This is a genomic window from Allostella sp., assembly GCF_041913585.1.
In the GTDB taxonomy this organism is placed as follows: Bacteria; Pseudomonadota; Alphaproteobacteria; order ATCC43930; family Allostellaceae; genus Allostella.
In genome coordinates this window covers 1-18,347 of record NZ_JAYSFE010000097.1, presented here as the reverse complement: position 1 = coordinate 18,347, position 18,347 = coordinate 1, and the positions used below count along the sequence as shown (strand labels likewise).

Genomic DNA, 18,347 nt, shown 5'->3' with positions numbered 1-18,347 from the left:
GGGGAGAAGGTGACGATCCGCGGCCTCGCCGCCTCCCTCGGCATGAGCTGGACGCCGATCCGCGAGGCGGTGCGGCGGCTCGCGGCCGAGGGCGCGCTCGAAGTCTCGCCCAACCGCTGGATCCGCGTTCCCGACCTGTCGGCCGAGGAACTGCGCGAGTTGAAGACGATCCGCCTGATGCTGGAGGGCTTCGCCGCCGAGCGCGCGGCCGAGCGCTGGACGCCGGACCTGATGGCGGCGCAATGGCGGCTGGAGGAGGACATCGTCGCCTGGCGCGGCCGCGGCGACGTCAAGGGCATGATCACCCGCATCAACCGCTGGCACTTCGCGATCTATGCCGCGGCCGGGATGCCCCACCTCATGCGCCTGATCGAGGGGCTGTGGCTGCGCTCGGCGCCGAACACCCATGCGCTCTTCCCCGCGTTCGCCTCCAAGGACCGCGGACGCCACCGCCAGGTGACCCTGGCAGCGCTCGCCGCCGGCGATGCCGCCGCCGCGCGCCGGTCGATGGAACGCGACATCGCCGGCGCCTTCGACTACCTGGCCGAACGCGCCGAGGCCAATCAGCGCGAGAGCGCGAAGCCGCGGTAATTGTCGGCGGCGACCTCCTCGCACTTCGCGCGATAGGCGCCGACGCCGCCGACATAGGGCATGAAGACCCGCGGCTTGCCCGGGATGTTGGCGCCCATGTACCAGGAGTCGGCGCGCGGATAGAGCGTCGCGTCGGCGACCGCGTTGACATGGGCGACCCAGGCGTCGCTCGCCGCCGGCTCCGGCTCGATGCGCGCGAGTTGGCGGCCGCGCAGGTGGACGAGGCAGTCGGCGATCCAGTCGGTGTGCTGCTCGATCGAGTGGATCATCTGGCTCTTCACCCCGGGGCTGCCCGGCCCGGTGATGACGAAGAAGTTGGGAAAGCCCGGTATCGTCAGGCCGAGATAGGTGCGGGGCCCCGCCTTCCACACCTCCGACAGCGCCGGCCCGCCGGCGACGCGGATGTCGATCTCGCGCAAGGCGCCGGTCATGGCGTCGAAGCCGGTGGCGAAGGCCATGGCGTCCAGCTCGTACTCGGCGGCGGCCGTGCGGATGCCGGTCTCGGTGATCTCCCGGATGGGTGCGGAGCGGACGTCGACGAGGGTGACGTTGTCGCGGTTGTAGGTCTCGTAGTAGCCGGTATCGAGGCAGAGCCGCTTGCTGCCGATCGGGTGGTCCTTGGGCGCCAGCAGCTCGGCCACCGCGGGATCGCGGACGATGGAGCGGATCTTCCGGCGCACGAACTCGGCCGCCGTCTCGTTCGCCGCCTCGTCGAGGAGGAAGTCCTTGAAGGAGGTGAGGAAGCCGATGGTGCCGCCCTGCTGCCACAGTTCCTCGTAGCGCCGCTCCCGCTCCTCGGCCGGAATCGCCAGCGCCGACCGGGTGGGGGCGAGGAAGCCCGAGACGCCGACCGGCGTGCGCTTGGCCTCCTCCCGGCGCCGGCGGTACTCCGCCTTGAAGGCGCGCTCGAACTCGGGATCCATCGGCTGGTTGCGCGCCGGCAGGCTGAAATTGGCGGTGCGCTGGAAGACGTGCAGGTGCCGGGCCTGCTGCGCGATCAGCGGGATCATCTGGATCGCGGTCGAGCCGGTGCCGACGACGCCGACGCGCAGGCCGGTGAAGTCGACGCCCTCTGCCGGCCACAGGCCCGAATGGTACCAGCGGCCGCGGAAGCGTTCGAGGCCCGGGAAGTCGGGAACGCGCGGGGTCGACAGGTTGCCGGTCGCCATGATGCAGAAGCGCGCCGTCACCGCCTCTCCGTCCGCCGTCGTCAGCGTCCAGCGGTTGGCGTCGCGGTCGTAGACGGCGGTCGCGATGCGCGCATCGAGCCGCACGTCCCGGCGCAGGTCGAAGCGATCGGCGACATGCTCGATGTAGCGCAGGATGTCGGGCTGGGCGCCGTAGCGCTCCGGCCATTTCCATTCCTGCTGGAGGGCGTCGTCGAAGGCGTAGGAGTATTCGAGGCTCTCGATGTCGCAGCGGGCGCCGGGATAGCGGTTCCAGAACCAGGTGCCGCCGATGCCGCCGCCGGCCTCGTAGACCCGGGCCGTCATGCCGATCGCGCGCATGCGATGGAGCGCGTAGAGCCCGCCCAGCCCGGCCCCCACGATGACGACGTCGAGTTCGGGCTCCCGATCGCTTCCGGCCTCGCTCATCCTTCCCTCCGTTGACGCTTCCGCGGTGGCGCAGCTTGGCACGATCGGCCACCAGGGCGCAGCCCCGCATCCGGTCCGGATCGGCGCCCCGGCTAGCCCCTCGACGGCGGCCGCAGCGTCGTGTTCGATCGTGCCATGCGACTCCCCGGGCCGACGGCCCGGCCAGGAACGGGAAGGACCGATGACGCTGCATCCCCAGATCGAAGAGGCCCTGCAGAAGCTGGCCGCCGCCAACCTGCCGCCGATCCACACGCTGTCGCCGGCGGAGGCCCGCGCCCAGATGATCGCGGTCGTCCGCGCCCGCGGCAGCGTGCCGGAACCGATCCGGCGGGCCGAGGACCGGACCGTTCCCGGACCGGCGGGGCCGATCCCGGTCCGCCTCTACTGGCCGGAAGCGGACGGGCCGCTGCCCGTGCTCGTCTATTATCACGGCGGCGGCCACGTCATCGGCGACCTCGACACCCACGACGTCATCTGCCGCAACCTCGCGGCCGGCGCGGGCGCGCTCGTCATGGCGGTCGACTACCGCATGGGGCCGGAGCATCGCTTCCCGGCGGCGGTCGAGGATTGCTGGGCCGCCCTGCGCTGGATCGCGGCGGAAGCGCCGGCGCTCGGCGCCGACCCCGCGCGGATCGCCGTCGCCGGCGACAGTGCCGGCGGCAACCTCGCCGCCGTTATGGCGCTGATGGCGCGCGACGCCGACGGGCTCGACCTGCGGATGCAGGTGCTGATCTATCCCGTCGCCGACTACGGGCTGGTCGGCGAGAGCTTCGAGCGCTTCGACCAGGGCTTCGGGCCGCTGACCCGGGCGGCGATGGAATGGTTCCGCGGCCACTACCTGCGCGCCCCGGCCGACGCGGCGGACTGGCGGGCCTCGCCGATCCGGGCGCCGTCGCTGGCGGGTCTGGCGCCGGCCATGGTGGTGGTCGCCGGCTGCGACGTGCTCCACGACGACAGCGTGCGCTACGCCGAGGCGTTGCGCACGGCCGGCGTCCCGGTCGACTGGCGGCTCTATCCCGGCATGATCCACGGCTTCTTCGGCATGACGCCGATGATCGACGACGCGGTCGCGGCGCAGCGGGTGGTCACGGCGGAGCTGCGCCGCGCCTTCGGCTGAGCGACTGGGACTAGGGCGTGCGGCGCAGCAGCAGCGCGCTGCCGGCGCTCTCCGGCGCGATCGCGAGTTCGCTGTCGCGCAGGCGATAGCGCGCCGCCGCGGCGAGGTCGGCGAGGAAGCGGTCGCCCTGGGAAGGGGCGAGGCAGGCCATGCGCGTCGTCGCGATCGCCCCGAACGCGATCCGGCCCGGCGCCGGAGAGCTCCAGGCGCCGCTGCCGCGGTTGCAGTCCGCGCGGATGGCGGCGCGGCCGTCGGTGCCGAAGGCGATCGTCAGGCGTGCCGGGTCGGCGACGGTGCTGCCGTCCGACAGCCGGGTCGCCTGCCATTGGGTCCCGGCGAGGCCGGGCGGAGGCGCCGGTTCGTCGGTCGCGCAGGCGCCGAGGCCGAACGCCAGGACGATGGCGGCGCCAGAGCGAAGTGCCATGGTCGTTCCTCCCGAGTTCTCCGCGATCGCTTGACAAACGCCGGTGCGCGGGCATTTCATCCGTCGCGATGTCGATCCGCGTCTCCTTCGCCGGACTTTGGTGGCCCGCCTCCTAGGCGGTCCCCGACGCGCGATCACGGATCATTCGAGGGGCTGCCGGCCATGGTGCAGGCGGCCCCGTTTCATGTCTGCACCCTGGCCTCTTCCGGAGGAGTGCAGGCATGCAGTGGAATCTGTCCGACCGCGACGCCGAGATCCGCTACCGTACGCGGGGCGGGCTCGAGGTCGTGCGCCGAACCCGGCCGATCGAGCCCGAGGCGGCGCTGGCCGCACTGACGGCCGCCATCGACCGGCGGCGCGGCGCCTTGTTCTCGTCCGGGATCGACTATCCCGGGCGCTACAGCCGGTACGATTTCGGTTTCGTCGATCCGCCCTTGGTGCTGGAGACCGTCGGGCGCACGGTGCGGCTGGCCGCGCTCACCGAGCGTGGCCGGCCGCTCCTCGACTTCGCCGCCGCGGCGCTGGGATCGGCGCCCGTGCGCATCCTCGCGCGCACGCCGGACCGGCTGGCGGCCGAGGTCACGGGCGACGGCGCCGTCGCCTTCGAGGAGGAGCGGACGCGACGGCCCTCCGTCTTCGGCGTGCTGCGGGCGCTGGTCGACGCCTTCGGCGCGGCGGAGGACGGCCATCTCGGCCTCTACGGCGCCTTCGGCTACGACCTCGTGTTCCAGCTCGAGGACCTGGAGCGGCGCCGGCCGCGCGAGGCCGACCAGCGCGACCTCGTCCTCTACCTGCCGGACCGGCTGGTGATGGTCGACCGCCGGACCGAGCGCGCCGCCGAGATCGCCTACGACTTCGCCCACTCCGGGCGCGGCACGGCGGGCATTGCGCGCGCGGCGGTCGCCGCACCCTACCGGATCGAGCCGCAGCAGCCGTCCGCCGACCACGAGCCCGGGGCCTACCCGGCGCTGGTCGAGACGGCGCGCGAGCATTTCGCCCGCGGCGACCTCTTCGAGGCAGTGCCGGGCCAGCTCTTCCGGGAACCCTGCGAGCAGACGCCGGCCGAGGTCTTCCGCACCCTCTGCCGCAGCAACCCCGCGCCCTATGCCGCCCTCATCAACCTCGGCGAGGGCGAGTTCCTGGTCTCCGCCTCGCCCGAGATGTTCGTGCGCTCGGACGGACGGCGGGTCGAGACCTGCCCGATCTCGGGCACCATCGCCCGCGGCCCGGACCCGATCGGCGACGCCGAGCAGATCCGCCGCCTGCTCAACTCGGCCAAGGACGAGTACGAGCTCAACATGTGCACCGACGTCGACCGCAACGACAAGGCGCGGGTCTGCGTGCCGGGGTCGGTCAAGGTGCTGGGGCGGCGGCAGATCGAGCTCTATTCGCGCCTCATCCACACGGTCGACCATGTCGAGGGCGAGTTGCGGCCGGGCTACGACGCGCTCGATGCCTTCCTCAGCCACGCCTGGGCGGTGACGGTGACGGGGGCCCCCAAGCTGTGGGCGATGCAGTTCTGCGAGGACCACGAGCGCACGCCCCGGCGCTGGTATGGCGGCGCCATCGGCTGCGCCACCTTCGACGGCGGCATGAACACGGGCCTCACCATCCGCACCATCCGCATGAAGGACGGGCTGGCGGAGATCCGGGTCGGGGCCACCCTCCTGTGGGACAGCGATCCCGAGGCGGAGGATGCCGAGTGCCGCATCAAGGCAGCCGCACTCTTCCAGGCGATCCGCCGGCCGGCCGCGACGCCGGCCGCGATGCCGGTGGTGCCGCAGACGGGCGCCGGCAAGCGCCTTCTCCTCGTCGATCACGACGACAGCTTCGTCCACACGCTCGCGGACTTCTTCCGCCAGACCGGCGCCGAGGTGGCGGTCGTGCGCCACGGCCGCGCGCTGGCGGCGCTGGAGGAGGGGGCGCCCGACCTTCTGGTCCTCTCGCCGGGACCGGGGCGGCCGGCCGACTTCGCCATCGACCGGACCATCGAGCGGGCGCTGGCGGCGGGGGTGCCGATCTTCGGCGTCTGCCTGGGGCTGCAGGCGCTGGGCGAGCATTTCGGCGGCCGTCTGGCGCAGCTCGCGACGCCGGCCCACGGGCGGCCGAGCCGCATCCGGCTCGACGGCGGGCGGCTCTTCGACGGCCTGCCGGAGGAGGTGACGGTCGGCCGCTACCACTCGCTCTATGTCGACCCGGCGCGGGTGCCGGAGGGGTTCCGGGTGACCGCCGTCGCCGCTGACGGGGTGCCGATGGCGCTGGAGCACGAGCACCTGCCGGTCGCCGGGGTGCAGTTCCACCCGGAATCGATCATGTCGCTCGGCGAGCGGGCCGGCCACCGCATCGTCGCCAACGCGGTCTCGCTCGCACGGTGACCGGTCAGCGCCCCGGCAGGACGAGGATCTCGGTCTGCCGGGGCAGCGCCGTCCGCGACAGCAGCGCGGCCGGCTGATCCTGGAAGCGGGCAGGGTAGCGCGGGGCCGCCTTCGCCAGGAACCGCTCCAGCACGTCGGCGACGATGTAGTGCATCGGGACGACGAGCCGCGGCCGGATCTGGCCGATCACCGTCAGCACGTCCTCCTGGCTCATCGTCCAGGAGCCGTCGACCGGCACCAGCAGTACGTCGATCGGGCCCAGTTCGCGCAGATGGGTCTCGGTCAGCGTGTGGTGGATGTGGCTGAGATGGGCGATGCAGAGGTCGGCGGCGGCGAAGACGAAGATCGAATTGCCGTTCTGCCGGGTCCCTTCGCCGCCCCACTGGCGGACGTTGGTCGGTACGTTGAAGACCCGCAGGTCGCGCCAGGTGACGTCGTGGACCGCCATGCCGCCGCCCGGGTCCCAGCCGCGCAGGACGTGGCGGACGCCGGGCGGGATGTCGTCGGTGAAGTGCGTCGAGTGGGCGTTGTTCATGGTGACGATGTCGGGCACGAGACCCGGCGGCCGGTTGTAGCCGTTGTAGTCGGTGACCGCGGTCGCGCCGCCCGGCGTCTCGATCAGGAAGCTGGCATGGCCGATGAAGGTCAGCCGCACCCGGTCGGGCTCGACCGCGGCGGTTTCGAGTGCCGCGAGCTGCCGCGCCGCCGGCAGCCCGGCGACGACCCCGCAACTCGCGAATGCCGGCACCGGCCCGGCGACGATCGCCGTTGCCAGCCAGAGAAGCCGCTGGACCCACATGCGCATCCGCATCGTCCGCCTCCGCTCCGTCGTCCGTTCCAATCGCGGGCGGTTCCATGCGACTTTCGGGCCGCGACCGCGCTAGAACGGCGCGCCATCCTATTCCTGAAGCGCCCGGGAGAGCACCCCATGACGACGATTGCCGAGTACGAGCCGCCGGCCGGCGGCGAATGGGCCCGCGTGGCGCCCGGCGATGCCGGCTTCAACCCGGCCGGCCTCGCCGACGCGGTCGCCTTCGCCACGGCGAACGAGAGCCCCTGGGAGCGCGACCTCGCGGTGCAGATCGGCAAGGGCCATTTCGAGCCGCCGCCGTGGAACGAGATCATCGGGCCGACCAAGCCGCGCGGCGGTCCCTCGGGTCTCGTGCTGCGCGGCGGCCGCATCGTCGCCGCCTGGGGCGATCCGGCCCGCGTCGACATGACCTTCAGCGCCAGCAAGAGCTACCTCTCGCTCTGCGCCGGTCTCGCCTTCGATTCCGGCCTGCTGCCCGACCCGACCCGGCCGGTGCGCGAACTGGTCGACGACGGCGGCTTCGACCCGCCGCACAATTCGGCCGTCACCTGGCAGCACCTTCTCCAGCTCACCAGCGAATGGGAGGGGGAGATGTGGGGCAAGCCCGACATCGTCGACCGCAACCGCGACCTCGCCAGCGAGGGCCAGAACACGAAGAAGGGCGAGGCGCGGCCGCTGCAGGCGCCCGGAACGCACTGGGAATACAACGACGTCCGCGTGAACCGCCTGGCGCTCGCCCTGCTCCGCCTGTGGCGGCGCGGCCTGCCGGACCTGATCCGCGAGCGGATCATGAACCCGATCGGCGCCTCGGACGGCTGGGAGTGGCACGGCTACCGCAATTCCTGGATCGAGATCGACGGCCGGCAGATCCAGTCGGTCTCGGGCGGCGGGCACTGGGGCGGCGGGCTCTTCATCGACAGCTTCGACCATGCCCGGGTCGGCCTGCTGATGCAGCGCGGCGGCCGCTGGGGCGGCCGGCAGCTCGTCTCGTCGGAATGGATCCGGCGGTCGCTGACGCCCTGCGACCTCAAGCCGACCTACGGCTACATGTGGTGGCTGAACACCGACCGCGGCATGTATCCGAGCGCGCCCTCGACCGGGTTCGCCGCGGTCGGCGCCGGCAGCAACATCGTCTGGGTCGACCCGGCGTCGGACCTCGTGCTGGTCGCCCGCTGGATCGCCAAGGACGCCGTCGACGGCCTGATCGGCCGCGTCCACGCCGCGCTGCGGGGCTGACATGGCCGGCGTCGGCGGTTTCCGCCTCGCGCGGATCGAGGCGGCGGCCTATCGCGTGCCGGCGGACCCGCCGGTGCGCACCGCCTTCGGCACCATGCACGACCGGCCGGGCGTCGTCGTCCGGGTCGAGGACGAGGCCGGCAACCATGGCTGGGGGGAGGTCTTCTGCAACTGGCCGCCACCCGGCGCCGAGCATCGGGCGCGGCTCGTCAGCGACGTGCTGGCGCCGCTCGCCCGCGACCGCGACTTCGACCACCCGGCCGCGGTCGGCCAGTGGCTGGAGCAGCGGACGCGGGTGCTGGTGCTGCAATGCGACGAGCCGGGCCCCTTCGCCCAGGCGATCGCCGGCATCGACGGCGCCTGCTGGGACCTGGCGGCACGCAAGGCCCGGCTGCCGCTGGCCGACGCGCTCGGCGGCGCGGTGCGGGCGGTGCCGGCCTATGCGAGCGGCATCAATCCCGATCGGCCGGAGCGGATGGCCGCCGCCAAGCGGGCCGAGGGGTATGGCGGCTTCAAGCTCAAGGTCGGCTTCGGCCGCGACCGCGATCTCGCCAACCTCGCGACGATGCGGGTCGAACTCGGACCGGCGGCCCGCCTGATGGCGGACGCCAACCAGGCCTGGAGCGTGGCGGATACGGCCGCGATGCTGCCCGAACTCGCCGCCTTCGGCCTGCACTGGCTGGAGGAGCCGGTGATGGCCGACACCGGCCTCGACGACTGGCGGCGGCTCGCGGAGGCGGCGCCGATGCGCCTCGCCGCCGGCGAGAACATGCGCTCGCGGGCCGAGTTCGCGGCGGCGATCGCCAGCGGCGCCTTCGGCGTCGTCCAGCCGGACGCGATCAAGTGGGGCGGCGTCACCGGCTGCGCCGCGGTCGGGCGGGAGATCGTCGCGGCGGGGCTCGACTATTGCCCGCACTTCCTCTCGGGCGGCATCGGCCTGATGGCCTCGGCGCACATCCTGGCTGCCGTCGGCGGGCCGGGAATGCTGGAGGTCGACGCCAACGAGAACCCGCTGCGGACCTTGCTGGCGCAGCCGTTCCCGGCACTGGCCGACGGCGCCTTCGTGCTGACGGACGCGCCCGGCATCGGCGTCGAGCCCGACCTTCCGGCCCTGGAACGGTCGCGCCGGCCCCTGTGACGAGCGGTCGCGGAGCTTGATCGCTCCGGCGGACGTTCCCACCTGTCTGGGCCCTTTGCCCCGCCCCGTCCGGAGGGAAGTCGTCGACGATGGATCATGAAGAGCTCATCGGCCAGGAGGTCGAGACCGTGGCCGTGTTCCCCAGCCGCTGGCGCATCGCCGACGTCTACGAGGGCGCCGACGGCATCCTCTATGCGCGGCTGCGCCGCCGCGGCGAGGAGGCGTCGATCAAGACGCTCGCCCTGCGCACGGTCATGGATCGGCGCCGCTACAACTGGGCGGGACGCAAGCCGCGCTGATCGCCGCATCCCGGGCGGTCGGGCATTCCCACCGGCCGGGCCGCTCTGGTAGCCTTCCCACCCGTCGCCATCCCCCGACGGGAACCCCCAATGTCCAGCCTGTCCAACCAGCGCGTCGCCTATTTCAACGGCAGCATCGTCCCCGAATCCGAGGTCCGGGTCTCCTTCCGCGACCGGGGGTTCAAGTACGGCGATGCCGTGTTCGACATGACGCGCACCTTCGGCCACCGCGTCTTCAAGCTGAAGGAGCACATCGACCGCTTCTACAACTCGCTGCGCTACGTCCGCATCGATCCGGGCATGGGCCCGGCCGAGATGGTCCGCCTCTCCGAGGAGGTGCTGGAGCGCAACATGCACCTGCTCGGTTCCGACGACGACTACTGGCTGGGCCAGCGCGTCTCGCGCGGGGTCGACGCCGCGCCCGGCGAGACGCGCGAGCGCGAGGGGGCGACCGTCATCATCGAATGCACGCCCCTGCCGCTGAAGAGCCGGGCGCGGCACTACCGCGACGGCATCGACGTGGTCGTGCCGCCGACCCGCCGCACGCCGCCGGAATCGCTCAGCCCGCGCGCCAAGACCCACAACTACCTCAACATGATCGTGGGCGAGATGGAGGCGAAAGCCGAGGACCCGAACGTCTGGGCGGTGCTGCTCGACACCTCGGGCAACCTCGCCGAGGGCATCGGCAGCAACATCTTCGTCGTCAAGGACGGAGTGATCCGCACCCCACGCGCGAAGTTCGTGCTCCCGGGCATCAGCCGGCAGACGGCGATCGACCTTGCCCGCGCCGAGGGCTTCGTCATGGAGGAGGCCGACATCGACCTCTTCGACACCTACATCGCCGACGAGGTGTTCCTCACCTCGACCAGCCTCTGCATCTGCCCGGTGCGCTCGGTCAACGGTGCCGTGGTCGCCGACGGCAAGGTGCCGGGCCCGGTGACCAAGCGCCTGCTCGACGCCTATTGCCGCTTCGTCGATTTCGACTTCGTCGGCCAGTACCTGCGTCGCCTGCCGACCTGATCCCGCGGGTTCGCCCGGGGACCGGTAGCCGGTCCCCGGGCTGGCCGAAGGCGGCGGCCGCGCGCCCTACTGCGAGGTATCGTCGGCGAGGCCGCGCCAAGCGAGACCGGCGATGATGGCGCCCGCGATCGGGGCGATCCAGAAGAGCCAGAGTTGCTGCAGGGCCAGCCCGCCCACCAGCAGCGCCGGACCCGTGCTGCGCGCCGGATTGACCGAGGTGTTGGTCACCGGGATGCTGATGAGGTGGATGAGGGTGAGCGCGAGGCCGATGGCGATCGGCGCGAAGCCGGCCGGGGCGCGGCGGTCGGTCGAGCCGAGGATGATGATGAGGAACCCGAAGGTCAGCACGACCTCCGCGATCAGCCCCGCCGCCATCGTGTAGCCGCCGGGCGAAAGGCTCTCGAAGCCGTTGACGGCGAGCCCGTTCGGGGCGAGCGCGAAGCCCGCCTTGCCGCTGGCGATCTGCAGGATGACGACGGCGGCGACGATCGCGCCGGCGACCTGCGCGGCGACGTAGGGCACGACGTCCCGGGCCGGGAAGCGCCCGCTCGCCCACAGGCCGAAGGTGACGGCCGGATTGAAGTGGCCGCCGGAGATGTGGCCGACCGCATAGGCGGCCGTCAGCACGGTCAGGCCGAACGCGAGGCTGACGCCGGCGAAGGCGATCCCGACATCCGGAATGCCGGCGGCGAGCACGGCGCTGCCGCAGCCTCCGAGGACGAGCCAGAACGTTCCGAAAACTTCCGCGGACAGCCGCCGTGATAGTGACGCCATGTCAGACCTCCCCAAGTCTTCGGGCCATTCTCGGCCGCACGGGACTATGGTTCCTTCGCGTTCTCCGGCTTATTTCCGACAAGGCGGCGCCCCTGGCCATCCGCCGCATATCTCGGTGATCTTGCGGCCACCTTAATGGATGCTTGGAGAATCGCCTAGCGGCGGCGCCGATCGCGCCCGGCCTCGGCCAGGCCGGTTCCCGCCGGCCGCCCGACGATCTCGCGCAGGAGCTTCTTCAGGATCGCTTCCGGGAAACGCTCGAACGAGTCCGTGGCGAGCGCGAAGGCGCCGGGGCCGCCGATCACGTTGTCCTCGTAGTAGATGTGGAGTGCCGGCACCTCGGTCGTGATGGCGAGGCCGTTGATCGCGATCCCGGCGGCGACGGCGGCGTCGCGCGCCACCGCCGGCGGGCGGCCCATGTTGTTGAGCCCGTCGCCCGAAATGTCGATCACCCGCCGGGTCGCGCGGTGGCCGCCGGCCAGGAGGCGGGCGGAAAAGTCGATGGCGCCGCTGATCGAGGTGCTGCCGGCGGGGACCGCGCGCGGCGCCTGCCGGATCGCCTCGGCCAACGCATCCGCCTGGGCGGTATCGCCGACCAGCGTCCACGGCACGACCTGCCGCTGGTCGTGCAGGTTGGACCATTGCACCAGCGTGACGGCGATCCGCCGGTGGAGGCCGGTCGTCGCCGCCTGCACCACCCGCGGGTTGCGGAAGGCGTCGGCGTAGCCCGCCATCTGCAGGCGGAACTCGCGCTCGTCGACGCTGCTGGAGCCGTCGACCGCCAGTACCAGCGCCAGGTCGACCGTGACCGTCCGGTCGTCCTGGGCGGCCGCCGGGGCGACCGCGGCCAGCGCCGCCAGCATCCATGCCGTCCGCCAACGCGACTTCATCGGGGGAGCATGACGGCTCGGCCCGTCCATCGCCAGCATCTCGACCGGAGGCCGGTCGCCGGTGTAGGGATCGGCGCCGCCGACCACCCCCGAGGATCCCGCGCGTTGCGCACGCCGACTGTCGACGAACTCGCCCAGGAGCGGATGATCCGCAACGGGCTCGCCCTCGATGTGCTGATGTGGTCCGGCTACCTGCTCCTGGCGATATGGACCGGGGCCCTGACCATCATCGCCGAGTGCCTGCAAAGCGGGATCACGCTCGGCCTGACGACCTTGTCGCTGGTCGTCCTCCGGCGGATCAACCGCGGGCGGCTCGCCGACTATGATTTCGGCTACGGCAAGCTCGAACAGGCGGTCAGCCTGCTGACCGCGCTCTCGATCATCGGCGGCGCCCTCTTCGTCGCCGGCGAGATCGCCGAGCGGGTGCGCCACCTGCCGGAGCCGGAGACGAGCGGGCTGCTCGTCGCCTTCGCGGTCGTCAGCCTCGACTTCGTCGTCGACGTCTCGGTGCTGGTCGGCATGACGCGTGCGGCCCGCGGCACCGTCTCGCCGGTGGTGGACGCCGAACGCAAGTCGCGGCTGACGCGCTGCGTCGCCTCCTCGGTCGTCGTCATGAGCGTCGGCGTCTCCGCCCTGTTCGGCGGCCGCATCGGCGTCTGGGCCGACCTCGTCGGTTCCGCCTTCCTTTCGGTCTTCATGGTCTGGCTCGCCTTCGGGATCGCCCGGCGCGTGCTGCCCGACCTGCTCGACAAGGCGCTCGGCGACGAACTCCAGCTCCACATCAACCGCGCCCTCGTCGCCCATTTCGAATGGTACGACTCCCTGGGCCGGGTCCGCTCGCGCCGCGCCGGCAGCCGTTACATCGTCGAGATCGAACTCGGCTTCGACCCGGCGCTGCCGCTGGGCGAGGTCGTTCGCCGGCTGGCGCACCTGCGCGAGGAACTGGAACGCGACCTTCCCGGGAGCCATGTCGTCCTGATCCCGACCGCCGCCTGAAGGGGGGCTTGCCCTGCCGCGCGCGGCTTGCGACGCTGCCGCCACGGGACCGGGCTACGGCACGGGAGGAGCGACGGATGGAGGAGGGCGCGCGGCCCGCGATCCTGACCCGCTGGCGGATCGGGCTTGCCGCCCGCATCCGCGCCTATTTCCTCGCCGGCGTGCTGGTGACGGCGCCGATCGGGCTCACGATCTATCTCGCCTGGCTGGTCGTCGACTATGTCGACGACATCGTCGGCCGCCTCCTGCCGGCGCGATATAATCCCGAGACCTACCTGCCGTTCGCGGTGCCGGGGCTCGGCCTCCTGATCGCGTTCGTCCTCGTGACCCTGGTCGGCGCCCTCGCCGCCGGCTATGTCGGCACGCTGCTGCTGCGGCTGAGCGAGGCGCTGTTCCACCGCACGCCCTTCCTGCGCGGCATCTACGGCGCGACCAAGCAGCTTCTGGAGACGGTGCTCTCGCAGAAGTCGAGCGCGTTCCGCGAGGTCGTGCTGGTCGAGTTCCCGCGGCCCGACATGTGGAGCATCGCCTTCGTCACCGGCGCCCGGCTGGAGGCGGCCCAGCACACGCACTCGGGCGAGCTGATCGGCCTCTATGTCCCGACAACGCCGATCCCGACCTCGGGCTACCTCGTCTATGTGCCCGCAAGCCAGGTCGTCCGCCTCGCGATGACGGTCGAAGAAGGGCTGAAGATCGTCCTCTCCGGCGGGCTGGTGGTGCCGCCGTCGCCGGACGGGTCCTCCGGCCCGACCTGACCTAACCGGCCCGGCCTAACCGGCGCGCGCCAGCCGGATCGCCGCGTCGCGTTCGAAGAGATAGAGCAGGGTGCGCAGGGCCTCGCCGCGGGGGCCGCGCAGCTCCGGGTCGCGGTCGACGATCAGGCGGGCGTCGTCGCGGGCGGCCTGCATCAGGTCGGCATGGGCGGCGGGGTCGGCGAGGCGGAAGTCGGGCAGGCCGCTCTGCCGGGTCCCCAGCATTTCGCCGCCGCCGCGCAGGCGCAGGTCCTCCTCGGCGATGACGAAGCCGTCCTCGGTCTCGCGCAGGATGCGCAGCCGCGCCTTCGCGGTCTCCCCCAGGGGTGCGGCATAGACCAGGATGCAGGTCGACGGGTGGTCGCCGCGGCCGATGCGGCCGCGCAGCTGGTGGAGCTGGGCGAGGCCGAAGCGCTCGGCATGCTCGACCACCATCACCGTCGCCTCGGGCACGTCGACACCGACCTCGATCACCGTCGTCGCCACCAGCACGCGGCGGTCGCCGCCGGCGAAGGCCGCCATGGCGGCGTCGCGATCGGTGCCCTTCATCCGGCCGTGGACGAGCGCCACCTGCCCCGGGAAGAGCCGCTCCAGCGCCGCCGCCCGCTCGCCCGCGGCGGCGAGGTCGAGCGTCTCGCTCTCCTCGATCAGCGGGCACACCCAGTAGACCCGCGCGCCGCCCGCGATCGCCCGGCCGACCGCGCCCGTCACCTCGTCCAGCCGCTCCGCCGGTACGGTCACGGTCGTGACCGGCTGCCGCCCCGGTGGCTTGCCGTCGATGCGCGACACGTCGATGTCGCCGTAGGCGGTCATCAGGAGGGTGCGCGGGATGGGCGTCGCCGTCGTCACCAGCACGTCGACGGCGTCCCCCTTGCGGGCCAGCATCAGGCGCTGGTGGACGCCGAAGCGGTGCTGCTCGTCGATCACCGCCAACCCCAGACCCTGGAACTGGACCTCGTCCTGGAAGAGCGCATGGGTGCCGACGACGAGGCGGAGCGACCCGTCCGCCAGCCGCGCCAGCGTCGCCTCCCGGGCCTTGCCCTTGTCGCGGCCGGAGAGGAACCCGACCTCGAGGCCGGCCGCGGCGGCGAGCGGCGCGATGCGGGCATGATGCTGGCGCGCCAGCAGGTCGGTCGGGGCCATCAGGGCCGCCTGCTCGCCGGCCTCGACGGCGGCCAGCATCGCCATCAGCGCGACCACCGTCTTGCCGCTGCCGACGTCGCCCTGGAGCAGGCGCAGCATCCGCGTCGGCGTCGCCATGTCGGCCAGGATCTCGTCGACCGAGCGCGCCTGCGAGAGTGTCAGGCGGAAGGGCAGGGCGGCCAGCACCCGCTGCCGCAGCCGGCCGTCGCCGATGCGGGGCCGGCCGGTCGCGCGGCGCTGGCGCCGCCGCAGCAGGTGGAGCGCGAGCTGGCTCGCCAGCAATTCGTCGAAGGCGAGCCGCGCCCGCGGCGGAAAGCTCGGCCGGAGGTCGCCCTCGTCCTCGGGCGCATGGCAGCGGGCGATGGCGACATGCCAGTCCGGCCAGCCCTGCCGCGCCTTGTGGGCGGGGTCGAGCCATTCGGCGAGCTGCGGGGCGCGCTCGACCGCGGCGCGGATCGCCCGCCGCAGGACGGCCGGCGGCAGCCCCGCCGTCAGGCCATGCACCGGCTCGACGGTCTGGATCTGTGCCGCCTCCTCGGGCGCGCCGACCCGGTCGGGATGCGCCATCTGGAGCTCCTCGCCGAACCGTTCGACCCGGCCGCTGACGACGCGCCGGGCGCCGACCGGATAGGCGCGCTCCATCTGCTCGCGCCGGGCATGGAAGAAGACGAGGGTGATGCCGCCGGTGGCGTCCGAGCAGCGGATGCGGTAGGGGCGCCGGCCCTCGCCCGGCTGGTGCTGGTCGATGCGGACGGCGAGCGTCGCCACCCGGCCCGTCTCCGCCTCGGCGACGGCGGGGGCATAGCGTCGGTCGACGATGCCGACCGGCAGGTGCCAGAGCAGGTCGACGACGCGCGGGCCGGCCACCCGCTCCACCAGGACGCCGAGGCGCGCGCCGACGCCGGGCAGGCTGGTGACCGGGGCGAACAGCGGGAACAGGGGTTCCGGGCGCAAGCCTTCGGGCCTTCGGGTTTCGGAGTCCGGCAAATCGGGTGACAGGACGCGGTAGCGGGCCTATACCGGAGAGCCATCCCCCAGCAAGCATTCGTTCGCCCGCCATGGATGTGCGGCTCAAGAAGCTGCTCTTTCGCAGCGCCCACCGCGGCACCAAGGAAATCGACCTGATCCTGGGCGGCTTCGCGGCCGACCGGCTCGAATCCCTGACGCCCGACCAGATCGACCGCTTCGAGGCCCTGCTCGAGACCCAGGACCCGAACCTCTACGACTGGCTGGCCGGCCTGGCGCCGCCGCCGCCCGAGTACGACACGGACGTTCTCGCCATGATCCGAGCCCACCGCCGGGTGCCCGGCGCGTCATGATCCGCCGCGCCGACCTCTTCGCCCAGCCCGGACCGATCACCGTCTCGGGCGTGCCCGAGGGCTACGACGCGCTGCTGCTGGCGCGGCTGGCGGCCGAGAAGGGGCCGCCGCTCCTCCATGTCGCGCGCGACGAGCCGCGGATGATGGCGACCGTCGAGGCCATCCGCTTCCTGGCGCCGGCGCTCGAGATCCTGCCGTTTCCGGCCTGGGACTGCCTGCCCTACGACCGGTCCTCGCCGAACGTCCGCGCCGTCAGCCGCCGCATCGAGACGCTGGTCCGGCTCGGCCAGCCGGAGGAGGGCCGCCGGCTGGTCGTCACCACCGTCAATGCGCTGCTGCAGCGGGTGCCGCCGCGCCGCTTCTTCGCCGACGCCTTGCTGACGGCGGCGGTCGGCGGCGACCTGCCGGACGACCGCGTCACCGCCTTCCTCTCCCGCAACGGCTATCGCCGCGTCGGCACCGTGCGCGAGGCCGGCGAATACGCCATCCGCGGCGGCATCCTCGACCTCTTCCCGCCGGGTGCCGAACTGCCGATCCGCATCGACCGCTTCGGCGACCAGATCGAGGCGATGCGGACCTTCGACCCCCTGACCCAGCGCAGCACCGGCGACATCCCGTCGATCGCGCTGATGCCGGTCAGCGAGGTGCGTCTCGACGAGGAGACGGTCGAGCGTTTCCGCACCGGCTATCGCGAGCGCTTCGGCGCCGTCTCCGACGACGACCTGCTCTATGCCGCGATCAGCGAGGGCCGGCCCTATGCCGGCATGGAGCACTGGCTGCCGCTCTTCCACGACGGGCTGGAGACGCTGTTCGACCACCTGCCGGAGGGCACCCCGGTCACCCTCGACCACCAGGGGCAGGAGGCGGTGTCGGCGCGCTTCGGCACCATCCAGGACTATTACGAGACCCGCCGCAGCATGATGGGCGCGGCGACTGGCGGCGCGCCCTACCGGCCGCTGCCGCCGGAGATGCTCTATCCGACCGAGGATGAGTGGTTCGGGCGCCTCGCCGAACGGGCGATGGCGCAGATGACGCCGTTCCTGGCGCCCGGCACGCCCGGCCGCTCGATCGACGCCGGCGGCCGCCGCGGGCGCGAGTTCGGCGACGTCCGCGCCGCCGGCGCCAACGTCTACGAGGCCCTGCGCGACCATCTCGCGGCCGAGCGCGCGGCCGGCCGCCGCACCATCGTCGCCGCCTACAGCGCCGGGTCGCGCGAGCGGCTGCGCACCGTGCTCGCCGAGCACGGCATCGCCGGCGCCGAGCCGGTCGAGCGCTGGCAGAAGGCGATCTCGCTCGCCCCCGGCCGCACCGCGCTGGTCGTGCTGCCGATCGAATCGGGCTTCACCGACGACCAGCTTTCGGTCGTCACCGAGCAGGACGTGCTCGGCGACCGGCTGGCGCGGACGACGCGGCGGCGGCGCAACTTCGACCAGTTCGTCGCCGAGGTGTCGGCGCTGACCGTCGGCGACTACGTCGTCCATGTCGACCACGGCATCGGCCGCTACGACGGGCTGGTCGCGATCGACGTCGGCGGTGCGGCGCACGACTGCCTGCGCGTCCTCTACGACGGCGGCGACAAGCTGTTCGTCCCGGTCGAGAACATCGAGGTCCTGTCGCGCTACGGCAGCGGCGAGGGCGAGGTCGCGCTCGACCGGCTGGGCGGGGCCGGCTGGCAGGCGCGCAAGGCGCGGGTCAAGCAGCGCATCCGCGCCATCGCCGACGAACTGGTGCGGCTCGCGGCCACCCGCGAGGTGCGGGCGGGCGAGGTGATGCCGCCGCCCGAGGGCCTGTTCGACGAATTCTGCGCCCGCTTCCCCTTCCCGGAGACCGAGGACCAGCTCCGCGCCATCTCCGACGTCATCGAGGA

The 18,347-nt window shown here is 72.5% G+C and carries 17 protein-coding genes; 11 read left to right on the top strand and 6 right to left on the bottom strand.

What is annotated here, in order from left to right:
* Positions 1-591 (top strand): GntR family transcriptional regulator (locus tag ACE3Q3_RS17210; protein WP_374448166.1); only part of this gene is annotated, 591 nt, incomplete at its 5' end.
* Here the strand turns inward: ACE3Q3_RS17210 and ACE3Q3_RS17205 are convergent.
* The gene (locus ACE3Q3_RS17205) at positions 564-2,186 is read right to left on the bottom strand and encodes a flavin-containing monooxygenase (RefSeq protein ID WP_374448164.1); all 1,623 of its coding nucleotides are present in this window, start codon (positions 2,184-2,186) and stop codon (positions 564-566) included. The two genes, ACE3Q3_RS17210 and ACE3Q3_RS17205, sit on opposite strands and share 28 nt — an antisense overlap.
* Positions 2,187-2,367: 181 nt before the next feature.
* Here ACE3Q3_RS17205 and ACE3Q3_RS17200 point away from each other — a divergent pair, with 181 nt between their 5' ends.
* Positions 2,368-3,303 (top strand): alpha/beta hydrolase, encoded by a 936-nt coding sequence (locus ACE3Q3_RS17200; RefSeq protein ID WP_374448162.1) that lies wholly within the window; start codon positions 2,368-2,370, stop codon positions 3,301-3,303.
* 10 nt (positions 3,304-3,313) lie between these two features.
* Here ACE3Q3_RS17200 and ACE3Q3_RS17195 read toward each other — a convergent pair whose 3' ends face one another.
* Complete coding sequence (locus ACE3Q3_RS17195) at positions 3,314-3,727, bottom strand: META domain-containing protein (RefSeq protein ID WP_374448159.1); 414 nt, start codon at positions 3,725-3,727, stop codon at positions 3,314-3,316.
* A 221-nt stretch (positions 3,728-3,948) separates the two neighbouring features.
* Between ACE3Q3_RS17195 and ACE3Q3_RS17190 the strand changes: the two genes are divergently transcribed.
* Positions 3,949-6,102, top strand: coding sequence for an anthranilate synthase component I (locus tag ACE3Q3_RS17190; protein WP_374448157.1), 2,154 nt, complete (start codon positions 3,949-3,951; stop codon positions 6,100-6,102).
* A gap of 4 nt (positions 6,103-6,106) precedes the next feature.
* Here the strand turns inward: ACE3Q3_RS17190 and ACE3Q3_RS17185 are convergent, their stop codons facing one another.
* Positions 6,107-6,913: an MBL fold metallo-hydrolase gene (locus tag ACE3Q3_RS17185; RefSeq protein WP_374448155.1), complete on the bottom strand. Its 807-nt coding sequence runs from the start codon at positions 6,911-6,913 to the stop codon at positions 6,107-6,109.
* Between the two features lie 117 nt (positions 6,914-7,030).
* Between ACE3Q3_RS17185 and ACE3Q3_RS17180 the strand changes: the two genes are divergently transcribed.
* From ACE3Q3_RS17180 to ACE3Q3_RS17165, 4 genes are all read left to right on the top strand, one after another.
* Positions 7,031-8,149, top strand: a complete 1,119-nt coding sequence (locus ACE3Q3_RS17180) for a serine hydrolase domain-containing protein (RefSeq protein WP_374448153.1) — start codon at positions 7,031-7,033, stop codon at positions 8,147-8,149.
* 1 nt (position 8,150) lies between these two features.
* Positions 8,151-9,287 (top strand): mandelate racemase/muconate lactonizing enzyme family protein, encoded by a 1,137-nt coding sequence (locus ACE3Q3_RS17175; RefSeq protein ID WP_374448151.1) that lies wholly within the window; start codon positions 8,151-8,153, stop codon positions 9,285-9,287.
* An 89-nt stretch (positions 9,288-9,376) separates the two neighbouring features.
* Positions 9,377-9,586 (top strand): hypothetical protein, encoded by a 210-nt coding sequence (locus ACE3Q3_RS17170; RefSeq protein WP_374448149.1) that lies wholly within the window; start codon positions 9,377-9,379, stop codon positions 9,584-9,586.
* Between the two features lie 90 nt (positions 9,587-9,676).
* Complete coding sequence (locus ACE3Q3_RS17165; RefSeq protein ID WP_374448147.1) at positions 9,677-10,606, top strand: aminotransferase class IV; 930 nt, start codon at positions 9,677-9,679, stop codon at positions 10,604-10,606.
* 66 nt (positions 10,607-10,672) lie between these two features.
* Here the strand turns inward: ACE3Q3_RS17165 and aqpZ are convergent, their stop codons facing one another.
* Entirely contained in the window at positions 10,673-11,380 is a 708-nt protein-coding gene (gene aqpZ, locus ACE3Q3_RS17160; RefSeq protein ID WP_374448146.1) for an aquaporin Z, read from the bottom strand.
* Between the two features lie 155 nt (positions 11,381-11,535).
* Complete coding sequence (locus tag ACE3Q3_RS17155) at positions 11,536-12,270, bottom strand: DUF1194 domain-containing protein (protein ID WP_374448144.1); 735 nt, start codon at positions 12,268-12,270, stop codon at positions 11,536-11,538.
* Between the two features lie 105 nt (positions 12,271-12,375).
* On the opposite strand from ACE3Q3_RS17155, the gene ACE3Q3_RS17150 reads away from it, so the two are divergent.
* Together ACE3Q3_RS17150 and ACE3Q3_RS17145 are read left to right on the top strand one after the other, a co-directional pair.
* A complete protein-coding gene (locus ACE3Q3_RS17150) occupies positions 12,376-13,266 on the top strand; it encodes a cation diffusion facilitator family transporter (RefSeq protein ID WP_374448142.1) in 891 nt (296 codons plus the stop codon).
* A 77-nt stretch (positions 13,267-13,343) separates the two neighbouring features.
* Positions 13,344-14,021, top strand: coding sequence for a DUF502 domain-containing protein (locus ACE3Q3_RS17145; RefSeq protein WP_374448140.1), 678 nt, complete (start codon positions 13,344-13,346; stop codon positions 14,019-14,021).
* Positions 14,022-14,036: 15 nt separating this feature from the next.
* Here the strand turns inward: ACE3Q3_RS17145 and recG are convergent, their stop codons facing one another.
* Positions 14,037-16,115 carry an ATP-dependent DNA helicase RecG gene (recG, locus tag ACE3Q3_RS17140; protein WP_374448139.1) on the bottom strand — a complete coding sequence of 693 codons (2,079 nt, stop codon included), beginning with the start codon at positions 16,113-16,115 and terminating at the stop codon, positions 14,037-14,039.
* Between the two features lie 104 nt (positions 16,116-16,219).
* Between recG and ACE3Q3_RS17135 the strand changes: the two genes are divergently transcribed.
* Entirely contained in the window at positions 16,220-16,480 is a 261-nt protein-coding gene (locus ACE3Q3_RS17135) for a succinate dehydrogenase assembly factor 2 (protein WP_374448138.1), read from the top strand.
* The coding region (locus tag ACE3Q3_RS17130) for a CarD family transcriptional regulator (RefSeq protein ID WP_374448137.1) at positions 16,477-18,347 on the top strand (1,871 nt) is incomplete at its 3' end. The genes ACE3Q3_RS17135 and ACE3Q3_RS17130, both read left to right, overlap by 4 nt.